This window comes from Candidatus Edwardsbacteria bacterium (genome assembly GCA_031082425.1).
Lineage (GTDB): Bacteria > Edwardsbacteria > AC1 > AC1 > EtOH8 > UBA2226.
Window position 1 is genome coordinate 21,387 of the sequence record JAVHLB010000008.1, and the last position, 12,224, is coordinate 33,610.

Sequence of the window (12,224 nt, forward strand, 5' to 3'; positions counted from 1 at the left end):
TTCATGATTAAGTTGGGATATAAAATATTCCGGCCGGTGGATTGGCTGATAGTGGGTTTTCACCTGCTGATGACCCTGTTGACGCTGATATTCAGGGAGAACATCGGCGATTGGCAGACCGCTTTCTGGAAGTATTTTTTCTCCACCGCCGCCATGATATTGCTCCGGGCGGTCAACCATCGTTTTGACCGGCCCGGGTTGAATTTTGTCTCGGAATGGTACCCCATACTGTCATTGCCCTGGGTTTACAGCGGGACCAAGTATTTCGTCCACGCCCTGTTTCCCTGGACCATCGACGGCCTGCTGCACCAGGCCGATCTGGCCCTGCTGGGGGGCGACCCGACCCTGTTCCTCCGGAGTCTGGGAGGCCCCTGGTTCAGCGACCTGATGCAGGCTTCCTATTGCCTGTTCTTCGGGCTGATATTCTTCAGCTGTCTGATCCTCTATCTGAAAAAGGGCCGGTGGCAGTTCGAGAACCTGCAGATGATCATCCTTACCGCATTGTACGGCACCTATATCCTGTTCATTCTGCTGCCGGCCCACAGCCCCCGTTTCATATATTATCATGACCTTCCGCTGAACGGGGGCTGGCTTACCGACACGGTCGGATCATTTATTGACAGGGCGGCCCACCGGGGAGGGGCTTTCCCGTCGGGCCATGCCGCGGCCTCGGTGGCCATCTGCGTTTTCATGTGGCGCTACGCCCGGGCCTGGGCTCCGTGGTTCATCATCATAACCCTGTTGCTTTTATTATCCACCGTTTACGGAGGATACCATTATGTGGCCGACCTGCTGGCCGGATTCGCCTACGGGGGGATCTCCTGCCTCCTGGCGATCCTCTGGAACCGGCACTGGCGGAAGAGCCTGAACGGGAATTTCAAATGAAGGCCGGATGTTCATATTAAAAAAAATAATCAGCGGCATCATAATGCCGTTGCCGGTGGTGATGGTCATTCTGGCGGCAGGTATCCTTCTTATCTGGCCGCTGAAAAAGAAGAGGGCTGGTTGGATCGCTGCCGCGGTATCTTTCTTATCCCTGCTGCTGCTGGGGTACGGCATTATCGGCGACATGATGTTGAGCGACCTGGAGAACAGATATCCCGCGCCGGTCGGCATCGAAACCCACGCCGACGTCAAATGGGTGGTGGTGCTGGGCGGTGGGATGAACAGCGATCCCCGGCTGCCAGTCACCTCCCAACTGAGCAACGGCTCGGCGGTGCGGACTATTGAGGGCATCAGGATCCACCGCCTTCTGAAGGGCGCCAAACTGCTGTTCTCCGGCGGGCCGGTCTTCAACCCGGTCCCGGAGGGCCAGGGGATGGCCCAGCTGGCCCTGGATCTTGGCCTGCCGCGGGAGGAGATGATGACCGAGATATTATCCCGCGACACCGAGGAGCAGGCCCGGCTGATCAAAAGCCTGGTGGGGGCCGACAGCATATTTCTGGTGACCTCGGCGGTCCATATGCCGCGGTCCATGGCGCTGTTCAAAAAGACCGGGATGGCCTGTATTGCGGCGCCCACCGACTTCCTGTATAAAAAAGAACTGCAGTTCAACCCCAGCCGATTGTTTCCCGGCTACGGCGGCTTCCGCAAAGCCGAGGCCGGCTGGCATGAATATATGGGGACCCTATATGGCCGGATAACGGGAAGGATCTGACATCTGATGACACCAAACAGACTGTTCAGGCATTTTTTAGCTGCCACCGCGCTCCTGGTATCCGGATGTTCCGTCGGCTGGGCCGGCCAGGAAGCCTTGATCCGGCAGATCAGTTCCTGGGGGCTGCCGGGCTGGCTGGTGACCATTATCATTGCCATGCTGCCGGTCTTCGAGCTGAGGGGGGCCATTCCGGTGGCCTACCAGCTGCTGGGCATCCCGATCGCTCCGGCGGTGGCTTTTTCGGTGGTCGGCAACCTGATCCCGGTGGTCCCGATATTGCTTTTTTTGGGGCCGGTGTCCGGCTGGCTGAGAAAAGTTCCCCTGTTCGACGGGTTCTTTGAATGGTTGTTCTCCCGCACCAGAAGCCGGAGCGATCTGATCAAAAAATACGAAATGGTGGGGCTGATGCTGTTCGTGGCGGTTCCCCTTCCGATGACCGGGGCCTGGACCGGCGCGATCATGGCCTTTCTGTTCGGGATAAAATTCTGGCCAGCGCTGCTTTTCATAAGCCTGGGGGTGTTGATAGCCGCAGCCATCGTAACTGCCCTGGTGCTGATGGGCATCTGGGGCGCAATCATTGCCGGCACGGTCCTCTCGGCCTTGGCCGTTTCGGCCGCCTGGGGATCTTTTAGAAAGAGGGATCATGTCTAACCCTACTGTGGCCATCATCGGCCGACCCAACGTGGGCAAATCAACCCTGTTCAACCGGATCCTCAAGCGCAAGCTGGCCATCGTGGACGACCGGCCCGGCGTCACCCGGGACCGCAACTACGCCCTGGCGGACTGGAACGGCCGGGAGTTCTACCTGGTCGACACCGGCGGACTGGTGCCCAACACCGAGGACCGGATGGAGAAGTCCATCAAACACCAGGTGGAGATAGCCCTGGAGGAGGCCGATGTGCTGCTGATGGTGGTGGACCGCCAGACCGGGATCACCGATATCGATTACCATGTGGCCAAGCTGATCCGCCAATTCGGCAAGCCGTATCTGCTGCTGGTCAACAAGGTCGACGACCAGAAGCACGAGGGCGACTCCTATGAATTCATGAAGCTGGGCCTGGGGGAGCCGCTGCTGATAGCGGCCGGACCGGGCCGGGCCATCGGCGACATGCTGGACAAGGTGGTGGAGATGCTGCCCAGAGACAGGGTCGCTCCCCTGGACCCGTCCACCATCAAGGTGGCGGTGCTGGGAAAACCCAACGTGGGCAAATCCTCCCTGATCAACGCCATCACCGGGGAGGAGCGGGTGATCGTGGACTCGGTGCCCGGAACCACCCGGGATTCGGTGGACACGATCTTCGAGTGGCGCAACCAGAAATACATGCTGATCGACACCGCCGGATTGCGAAGGAAAAGCAGGGTCAAGGATTCCCTGGAATTCTACACCACCCTCCGGACCGAAAAAAGCCTGGAACGGGCCGACGTGGGGGTGCTGGTGCTGGACAGTTCCGAAGGGCTGTCCCATCTGGACCTGACCCTGGCTTCGATGCTGGAACACTCCAACAAGGCGGTGATGGTGGTGATAAACAAATGGGACCTCCAGAAGGACCCCAACAAGGCCAACTATCTGGGTTGGCTCAAGGAGCAGATGCCTTTTTTGAATTTTGCCGAGTTCATCTTCACCTCGGCCACCGAGGAGCAGGGGATGCCTCAGCTGCTGCAGACCGTGATCTCGGTCTGCTATCTGTGGCGGAAAAATGTCGAACCGGAGGCCCTGGCCCGGGCCTTCGACCAGGCGGTGGAGAAGAACCGGCCGCCCAGCATCAAAGGCAAGCGGATAGACCTGTACTCCATAACCCAGACCGACGTGGCTCCGCCCCGCTTCCTGATCAAGGCCTCCGAGCCGGAGCTGGTGGCGCCCAATTACCAGAAGTACCTCCACAAGCAGCTTCATGAGGGCCTGGGATTAAAAGGGACGCCCATCCGGCTGATGTTCAAGCGTTCCAAGCCGCCGGCCGACTGGAGCGAACGAAACTATGTGGATTACGGCGGCCGGCCGAGATACCATTCCTCCAAGGGGGAAGACTGACCTAATATCACAACCGCAAGATGAAGGTTGATTATCAAGTGCTGATAAAAATATGTTATATCGTATCGGCCTATCTGGCCGGGGGCGTCCCGTTCGGTTTTCTGGCCGGGAAGGTCTTCAAGAAGGTCGATATCCGGGAGCACGGCAGCCGGAACCTGGGAGCCACAAATGTCTTCCGGGTGGTGGGGAAGGGGCCGGGGCTGGCGGTGTATCTTCTGGATGCCCTCAAGGGCTTTACCCCGGTGCTGATATCAAAGATGGTCTGGCCCAGTGCCAGCATTCCCGGCCAATGGTTCTATATCGCAGTGGGGCTGGCGGCCATTCTGGGGCATGTGTTCACCCCTTATCTCAGATTCAAGGGCGGGAAAGGGGTGGCCACCGCCTCCGGAGTCCTTCTGGCCCTGGAGCCGGCGGCCACCATGATCGCTTTGGCCGCCTTCATCGCCGTATTATCGGCCTCCGGCTATGTTTCGCTGGGATCCATAATCGCCTCCCTGGTCTTTCCCATCTCGGCCGCGGTGATCAGAATCGTGCAGAACCAAAATCCCCTGGTCCCCATCGTGGCCCTGGGGTGGTTGATCACGATATTGATAATGCTGACCCATAAGAAAAACATCATCCGGCTGCTCAACGGAACGGAAAACAAGTTCCGTTTCAAAAAAGATAAATTTCCATCGGACGATAAATGACGGTACGGAACAAAAAAAAGGGGGCCGCGGTCCTGGGAGCCGGCAACTGGGGCACCACCCTGGCGGTGATGCTGGCCGAGAAAGGATATGCTGTCCGCCTCTGGGAGTTTCGGGCCGAGGCGGCCAGGAAGATCCAGCAGCAGAGGGAGAACCAAGAGTTTCTGCCGGGCATTCCCCTGCCGTATAACATCTCGGTCGGCTCCGATGTTGAAAAAACCTTAGCTGATAACCAGGTTGTTTTCTGGGCGCTGCCCTCACAAGTATTGCGTTCCGTCTGCCGGAATCTCTCGCCGCTTCTGGGGGACGATCGGCTGCTGGTAAGCGCCATCAAGGGGATAGAGGTGTCCAGCCTGATGCGCTGTTCCCAGGTGCTGGAGCAGGAACTGGGGCCAAAAGCTTCCCGGCTGGCGGTGCTGTCAGGGCCGAATATAGCGCCCGAGATCGCCCGGCATGTTCCCAGCACCACGGTGGTGGCCGCCAAATACCCGGGGGATGCCAAGGAAGTGCAGGAGATGCTGCGGTCGCCCTATTTCCGGGTGTATACCGGGGATGACATCATCGGACTGGAGCTGGGCGGCTCGCTGAAGAACATCATCGCCATCGCCGGCGGGATAATAGACGGGCTGGGCCTGGGGGCCAACACCAAGGGGGCATTGCTGACCCGCGGCTTGGCTGAGATCACCCGGCTGGGGGTGGCGCTGGGGGCCAGGCCGGATACCTTTGCCGGGTTGTCCGGAATGGGGGACCTGATCACCACCTGCTTCAGCCAGCAGAGCCGCAACCGCTCGGTGGGCCAGCAGATCGGGCAGGGGCGAAAACTGGGCGATATCCTAAAACAGATGTCAATGGTGGCCGAGGGGGTGGAGACCACCAAAGCCGCCCACCGGCTGGCCCAAAAGCACGGCATAGAGATGCCCATCACCCAGCAGATGTATCGGGTGCTGTTCGAGGATAAGGATCCGGCCGAGGCCTTAAAAGATCTGATGGGGCGGGATGCCAAGGCGGAACTATGGTGAGATACTGGCAGGTGACCCAAAGATACGGCTGCGATGTGCTGGAATTGAATTTCCTCAACGAATTCGGGATCAATCACGGCCTGGTGGTCAAAACCCAGGGGCGGGATATTGACCAGGCCGAGGTCTACCGCTCCCTGTCGGCCCGGCGCAAAACGGTGGTCACCAGCCAGGTCCACGGCTGCGACATCTGCCGGGTGGACTCCCGGTTCGATAAATTCTATCCCCACCGGGTCCAGGCCGACGGCCTGATGACCGACCGCAGCGATGTGGTGCTTACCATTCACACCGCCGACTGCCTGCCGATATACCTGGCCTCTTCGGACCGACGCTACCTGGCCCTGGTGCATGCCGGGTGGAGGGGCACGGCCGCTAACTTTGCCGCCAAAGCGGTCGATGTTTTCTGCGGTGAATATGGACTCAGCCCCAGAGAACTGGTGGCCGCCATCGGGCCGGGCATCGAGGCCGGCTGCTACCAGGTGGACCGCGATGTGGCCGGGAGATTCCCGCCGGAACATGCCAGACCCGAGAATAACGGCAAATGGTTGTTGGATCTGCGAAGCACCAACCGCGACCAGTTGTTATCGTCCGGGATGAAACCCTGCAATATCTACGTCAGCGATTTTTGCACCAAATGCCGTCCCGATATGTTCCATTCCTACCGCCGGGAGGGAAAATTAAAAGGTAAGATGATCGCCTTTATGGAGGCCCCAGATGATTGAGCCGGTAGCCCAAAAAAACAAAGAAAAAACCAAGACCTTAAAACGGTTGCCGGGCACCAAGGTTTATCACAATATCCGTGAGGTGGGCGAAATGACATCCCTGAAGCCCTATGTCCTGAGGTTCTGGGAGAGCGAATTCCCCCAGCTCCGGCCCCGCTTGAGCCGGGGCGGAAGACGCCAATACCAGCTGGACGACATCAAAATGGTGCTGATGATCAAGAAGCTGCTTTACGAGGACGGCTTCACCATCGCCGGGGCCCGGGGCCGGCTGGCCGAGATCCGGGAGCAGGACCCCGACCAGATGGAGATCCCGTTCAACCAGTTCCGGGAGAGGTCCCAGCTGGAGCAGATAATCGAGGAATTGAGGGTAATGTTAAAATCGCTTTAGCCGGTTCATTTTCTGCTTGCTTTAGGAATGTTTTTACCGTATAATTATCCGGTTGTCGGGGTGTAGCGCAGTCCGGTTAGCGCACTTGACTGGGGGTCAAGGGGCCGGTGGTTCGAATCCACTCACCCCGACCATTTATTCGATAGAGCGGGGCTAGAATTGCGATGATGGCAAAAATCTTAGGCGACTAAGGCTTTTGCCATTTTTGCCAGCAGCTGGCCAGGGAGTATTACCGGACCACGGTGTTCACCGGGAAGCTGATCTCCCACAAGGAGAGACTTTCCCAGCGGCTGTTGCACAACGAGACGGCCTACTCCATCCAGCGCCGGCTGCTGTGGGAGGTGATCACCACCGCGGTGCCGCCCATCAGGGACTCGGGGTGTCTTTGACAACGGGTGACATTTCAGGGAAATTGTGAAAGATAAGTTTAATTTGCATGTCTAAGGAGAGTTATGGATCCCAGAGTAACCAAGCACGCCGAGGTGCTGATGAAATATTCGCTGGCCCTGAAGAAAGGCGACAAGCTGATGATCCAGGGCGAGCATTTCACCATGCCCCTGATCAAGGAATGCTTTCGACTGGCGCTGGAGCTGGGGGCCCATCCCCAGGTCAAGATATTAAATTCCGAATTGTCGGAGATCATGATGAAGCAGGGCAGCGACCAGCAGCTGACCTTCATCCACGAAAGCGACAAAGTGGCCGTTAAGACCGCCGACGCCCTGCTGACCCTGATGGGCAGCGTCAACACCAGGATGATGAGCAACGTGGATCCCGACCGGCTCAGGGTCGCCAGCCGGGGCAATGCCGAAATATTCAAGATGTTCTTCGAGCGGATGGCCAGGAACGAACTGCGGTGGTGCGGGACCATGTTCCCGGGCCAGTCCAATGCCCAGGAGGCCAGCATGTCCTTGTCCGAATATGAGGACTTTGTCTACAATTCCTGTTATCTGGACCGGGACGACCCGGTGGCCAAATGGCGGGAGATCGAGCGGGAACAGAAAAAGATCTGCGACCACCTGGACGCCAAAAAGGAACTGCAGATAATATCCCAGGACACCGACCTGAAGATGACCATCGCCGGGCGCAAGTGGGTCAACTGCTGCGGGCAGGTCAATTTCCCGGACGGCGAGGTGTTCACCGGGCCGGTGGAGGATTCGGTCAACGGGCATATCCGGTTCAGCTTTCCGGGCATCTATTCCGGCCGGGAGGTGGAGAACATCCAACTGACCTTCCAGAACGGCAAGGTGGTCAAGGCCACCGCCGACAAGGGTGAGGAGCTGCTGAACAAACTGCTGGAGACCGATGCCGGCGCCCGCTTCGTGGGAGAGATCGCGGTGGGCACCAATTACAACATCACCAAATTCACCCGGAACATGCTGTTCGACGAGAAGATCGGCGGCACGGTCCATCTGGCCATCGGACGCTCCATCCCGGAATCGCTGGGCGTCAACCAGTCGGCCATTCACTGGGACATGCTGTGCGACATGAAGCAGGGCGGCAGGATACTGGCCGACGGCCAGGTCGTCTACCAGGACGGCAAATTCACAATTTAGGGCCGGCAGTTTATTGAAAAAGCACATCTTTTTGATGTGCTTTTTTCTTTGAAATACAATAGACAAACCGGCAGGAATAAGTTATAATAAAATGTTATGAAAGTAGCTGTAATAATACCGGCTTACAACGCAGGAGGCACCCTGGGAAATCTGCTGGCCGAGGCCGTTGGGTGGGTGGATTTATGCGATGTCATGGTGGTCAACGACGGCTCGGATGACGCTACGGCTGCCATTATGGAAAGATCCCCGGTCATAAGCCTGGCCCATGTCGCCAACTGCGGAAAGGGCCGGGCACTGAGGACCGGGTTTGCCCATGCCCTGTCTTTGGGCTATGATGCGGTGATAACCATGGATGCCGACGGCCAGCACGACCCGAAGTATATTCCGTCGATGATTGATATTATGGATGCTGGACATTGGGACATTATTGTTGGTTCCCGCAGGAATGAGTTTGGAAGAATGTCATTTGCCCGTTTTCTGAGCAACAGTATCACCACGGTGGTGGTGTCTCTTTTAGCAGGTCAGAAGATCGAGGACAGCCAGTGCGGCTACCGGCTGATCCGGCGGGAGGTGCTGGAAGCAATTGTTCTGGAAACGGACGGCTATCAGATGGAGTCAGAACTGCTGATCAAGGCCGGGCGGAGGGGATTCACTATCGGGCAAGTTCCGATAGATATCAGAAGCTCTGCCACCAGCCATATAAGGCATTTGACTGATACTTGGAAATTTATGGTCATGGCCCTGAAGTCACTTTGGTTGTGATTTGGATTCCCACCTGGGCGGGAATGACAATCAATGATGATTCGATAAACATAACACTGAATATAACAAAAAATCCTGATGAAGAAAAAACCATTGATCCTGATCACCAACGATGATGGCATTGACGCCCTGGGCATCAAGGCCCTGCGCTGCAGTTTAAAAAAGATAGCCCGGACCGTGGTATTCGCCCCGATGTCCGAGAAAAGCGGGGCCAGCCATTCCTTCTCCCTGCGCAAGCCGCTGGAGGTGGTGTGGCGCAACCGGACCACCGTGGCGGTGGACGGCACCCCCACCGACTGCGTGATGCTGGCCATCCGCGGACTGCTGAAGGAGAGGCCCGACCTGGTGGTGTCCGGCATCAACCACGGCCCCAACCTGGGCGACGATGTCACCTACTCCGGCACGGTGGCCGGGGCCACCGAGGGCACCCTGCTGAGCATCCCGTCCATCGCCGTGTCATGCACCTCATGGAACGGCTGTAACTTCCAGGCGGCCGCCCATTACGCCCGCCGGGTGGCGGCCACCGCCCTCAAGCAGGGTCTGCCCAAGAACACCCTGCTCAACGTCAACGTACCCAGCCTGCCGATGGCCAGGATCAAAGGGGTCAAGATCACCAAGCTGGGAAAGAGGATCTACCGCGACGTGATAGTGGAGCAGAAGCATCCCGACGGCCGGCAGTATTTCATGATTGACGGGGCCGACCCGGACTGGGAGCGCCAGCCCAGGACCGATTTCGAGGCCATCGAGCAGAACTACGTCTCCATCACCCCGTTCCACCTGGACTGGACCAATCATCGGGCATTGGCCAGTCTGAAAAGTTGGGAAAAACTGCTGGCCACAGATCGAATCGCAAGATAATGATCGCCGCACTAAATAATTTCGCCAGCGAAACTTTTTCCGCCCTGCGGGTGCGCAATTACCGCCTGTACTTCATAGGACAGGGGATCTCCTTGAGCGGCACCTGGATGTCGACCATCGGCCAGGCCTGGCTGGTGCTCAAGCTGACCGAATCCGGCACGGCCCTGGGCCTGGTGTCGGCCTTTCAGTACCTGCCGGTGCTGCTGCTGGGGCCGCTGGGAGGGGTGGTGACCGACCGGTTCCCAAAACGGAAGCTGCTCTACTTCACCCAGGGTGCTTTCTGCCTGCTGGATCTGATACTGGCGATTCTGGTGGTCACCGGCAAGGTCCAGTTATGGATGGTCTACAGCCTGGCCCTGTGTTTCGGGCTGCTGGTGGCCATAGACAACCCCACCCGCCAGTCCTTCGTGCATGAGATGGTCGGCAGCAAGCTTCTTAAGAATGCGGTGACCCTGAACTCCATGGAGATCAACCTGGCCCGGGTGATCGGGCCGGCCCTGGCCGGGGTGCTGATCGCCAGCGTGGGGATGGCTTCCTGTTTCTTCATCAATTCGTTTTCCTTTTTGGCGGTGTTGATCTGCCTTTTCCTGATGCGGGGCAAAGACCTTCATCCCATCCCGCCCATCCGGCAGTTCAAGGGGCAGCTGAGCCGGGGATTCGTCTACATGTGGAAGACCCCGGTGATCCGGGAGGTCCTGGTCATGATGGCCATCGTGGGCACCCTGACCTATGAGTTCCAGGTGAGCCTGCCGCTGATAGCCAAATATACCTTCCACGGCAATGCCCGGACCCTGGCCCTGTTGACCTCCGCCACCGGAATAGGATCGGTGCTGGGGGGCCTGTTCACCGCCAGCCGGGGGAAGGCCGGGACCTTTTGGGTGGCCTGGGCCAGCCTGGCCTTCGGCACGGCCATCCTGGCGGTCTCGGTTTTGCCCACTTTGGCTCTGGCCGTTACGGCCATGGTGATCGTGGGGATCTTTTCCATTGCCTTCAATTCGCTGGGCAACACCACCCTGCAGTTGGAGTGCACCCCGGAGATGCGGGGCCGGGTGATGTCCCTTTGGGCGGTGACCTTCATCGGCTCCAATGCCATAGGCGGACCGGTCATCGGCTGGGTGGGAGAACACACCGATCCCAGGTGGAGCCTGGCCTTGGGCGGGATGGCGGCAATAGTTGCCGGGATTTACGGGTTGATCTCATCCAAAAAGGCCTATTCCAAAATAGATCTGGCTGTCGAGACGGCTTAATTCACCACCACGCCAGCCAAGGTTCGAAATGATAAATAATGCTAGCCGCCCTAAATAATTTTGCCAAGGCCACCTTTTCGTCCCTGCAGGTGCGCAACTATCGCCTTTACTTCATCGGGCAGGGCATTTCGATGTGCGGCACCTGGATGCAGTCCATAGGCCAGGCCTGGCTGGTGCTAAAGATAACCGGATCCGGCACGGCCCTTGGCCTGGTGACGGCTTTTCAGTTCCTCCCGGTATTGCTGCTGGGGCCGATGGGCGGGGTGGTGACCGACCGGTTTCCCAAAAGAAAACTGTTATATTTTACCCAGACCGCTTTCAGCCTCCTGGCCCTTACCCTGGGGATCCTGGTGGCGGTGGACCGGGTCCAGTTGTGGATGGTCTATCTGCTGGCTCTGGGTTTCGGCCTGCTGGCCGCCATCGACAACCCCACCCGCCAGTCCTTTGTCCACGAGATGGTCGGCAGCCAGCTGTTGCGAAATGCGGTCACCCTCAACTCCACCGCCATCAACCTGGCCCGGGTGATAGGGCCGGCCTTGGCCGGAGTGCTGATAGCCGGGGTCGGGCTGGCCTCCTGCTTCATCATAAATTCGGTCTCCTATCTGGCAGTTTTGATCTGCCTGCTAATGATGCGCGACAGCGAGTTTAACGCCGTTCCGCCGATACGGGCCATGAAAGGGCAGCTGCTCAAGGGGTTTGCCTACATGTGGAAGACCCCGGTGATCAGGGATATCTTGATAATGATGGCGATAGTCGGGACCCTGGCCTATGAATTTCAGGTCAGCCTGCCGCTTCTGGCCAAATATACTTTTCACGGCACCGCCGCCAGTTTTGCCATGCTGACATCGGCCATGGGAATGGGGGCGGTATTGGGCGGTCTTTTTTCAGCCAGCCGGGGAAGATCCCGTCCGGTGTGGGTGGCCTGGGCCAGCCTGGCCTTTGGAGCCGCCATTCTGATCGTTTCCTTGTCCCCCGGTTTGTCTTTTGCCGCTATGGCCCTGGTGGCGGTGGGGATATTTTCGATCCTGTTCACCTCCCTGGGAAATACCACCCTGCAGCTGGAGTGCCAGCCGTCCATGAGGGGGAGGGTGATGGCCATTTGGACCGTGGCCTTTATGGGATCTACCCCCATAGGCGGTCCGATCATCGGCTGGGTGGGGGAGCATGCCAGCCCCCGGTGGAGCCTGGTGGTGGGCGGGGTGGCGGCCCTTTTGGCCGGGGCCTATGGATTGATATCCACCAGGAAAAATTATTCCCAGATAAATCCGGCCGCCGGGACGGCCCAAGATGGCCCATAGGATGCTGG

At 58.4% G+C, this 12,224-nt stretch carries 14 protein-coding genes and 1 tRNA gene; all 15 read left to right on the forward strand.

Features of this window, described 5'->3' with window-relative positions:
• Positions 1-3: 3 nt before the first annotated feature.
• The 15 genes from RDU76_08915 to RDU76_08985 all read left to right on the forward strand — a co-directional run bounded on the left by RDU76_08915 (position 4) and on the right by RDU76_08985 (position 12,216).
• On the forward strand, positions 4-885 hold the full coding sequence (locus RDU76_08915; protein MDQ7799043.1) for a phosphatase PAP2 family protein: 882 nt from the start codon (positions 4-6) through the stop codon (positions 883-885).
• A gap of 7 nt (positions 886-892) precedes the next feature.
• On the forward strand, positions 893-1,657 hold the full coding sequence (locus RDU76_08920) for an ElyC/SanA/YdcF family protein (GenBank protein ID MDQ7799044.1): 765 nt from the start codon (positions 893-895) through the stop codon (positions 1,655-1,657).
• Positions 1,658-1,663: 6 nt separating this feature from the next.
• Positions 1,664-2,308 carry a small multi-drug export protein gene (locus RDU76_08925; protein MDQ7799045.1) on the forward strand — a complete coding sequence of 215 codons (645 nt, stop codon included), beginning with the start codon at positions 1,664-1,666 and terminating at the stop codon, positions 2,306-2,308.
• Complete coding sequence (gene der, locus RDU76_08930; GenBank protein ID MDQ7799046.1) at positions 2,301-3,686, forward strand: ribosome biogenesis GTPase Der; 1,386 nt, start codon at positions 2,301-2,303, stop codon at positions 3,684-3,686. Before RDU76_08925 ends, der begins: the two co-directional genes overlap by 8 nt.
• 38 nt (positions 3,687-3,724) lie before the next feature.
• A complete protein-coding gene (gene plsY / locus RDU76_08935; protein MDQ7799047.1) occupies positions 3,725-4,375 on the forward strand; it encodes a glycerol-3-phosphate 1-O-acyltransferase PlsY in 651 nt (216 codons plus the stop codon).
• On the forward strand, positions 4,372-5,391 hold the full coding sequence (locus RDU76_08940) for an NAD(P)H-dependent glycerol-3-phosphate dehydrogenase (GenBank protein ID MDQ7799048.1): 1,020 nt from the start codon (positions 4,372-4,374) through the stop codon (positions 5,389-5,391). The genes plsY and RDU76_08940 overlap by 4 nt, the downstream gene beginning before the upstream one ends.
• Positions 5,385-6,110 (forward strand): peptidoglycan editing factor PgeF, encoded by a 726-nt coding sequence (gene pgeF, locus RDU76_08945; GenBank protein ID MDQ7799049.1) that lies wholly within the window; start codon positions 5,385-5,387, stop codon positions 6,108-6,110. The genes RDU76_08940 and pgeF overlap by 7 nt, the downstream gene beginning before the upstream one ends.
• A complete protein-coding gene (locus RDU76_08950) occupies positions 6,103-6,498 on the forward strand; it encodes a MerR family transcriptional regulator (GenBank protein ID MDQ7799050.1) in 396 nt (131 codons plus the stop codon). Before pgeF ends, RDU76_08950 begins: the two co-directional genes overlap by 8 nt.
• A gap of 56 nt (positions 6,499-6,554) precedes the next feature.
• Positions 6,555-6,632 (forward strand) — tRNA-Pro (locus RDU76_08955).
• 108 nt (positions 6,633-6,740) lie between these two features.
• Positions 6,741-6,887 (forward strand): hypothetical protein, encoded by a 147-nt coding sequence (locus tag RDU76_08960; GenBank protein MDQ7799051.1) that lies wholly within the window; start codon positions 6,741-6,743, stop codon positions 6,885-6,887.
• Between the two features lie 63 nt (positions 6,888-6,950).
• Positions 6,951-8,051 carry an aminopeptidase gene (locus RDU76_08965; GenBank protein MDQ7799052.1) on the forward strand — a complete coding sequence of 367 codons (1,101 nt, stop codon included), beginning with the start codon at positions 6,951-6,953 and terminating at the stop codon, positions 8,049-8,051.
• Positions 8,052-8,147: 96 nt separating this feature from the next.
• A complete protein-coding gene (locus tag RDU76_08970; protein MDQ7799053.1) occupies positions 8,148-8,813 on the forward strand; it encodes a glycosyltransferase family 2 protein in 666 nt (221 codons plus the stop codon).
• A 78-nt stretch (positions 8,814-8,891) separates the two neighbouring features.
• Entirely contained in the window at positions 8,892-9,671 is a 780-nt protein-coding gene (surE, locus tag RDU76_08975; GenBank protein MDQ7799054.1) for a 5'/3'-nucleotidase SurE, read from the forward strand.
• Positions 9,671-10,918 (forward strand): MFS transporter, encoded by a 1,248-nt coding sequence (locus RDU76_08980; GenBank protein MDQ7799055.1) that lies wholly within the window; start codon positions 9,671-9,673, stop codon positions 10,916-10,918. The genes surE and RDU76_08980 overlap by 1 nt, the downstream gene beginning before the upstream one ends.
• A gap of 38 nt (positions 10,919-10,956) precedes the next feature.
• On the forward strand, positions 10,957-12,216 hold the full coding sequence (locus RDU76_08985) for an MFS transporter (protein ID MDQ7799056.1): 1,260 nt from the start codon (positions 10,957-10,959) through the stop codon (positions 12,214-12,216).
• Positions 12,217-12,224 lie beyond the last annotated feature (8 nt).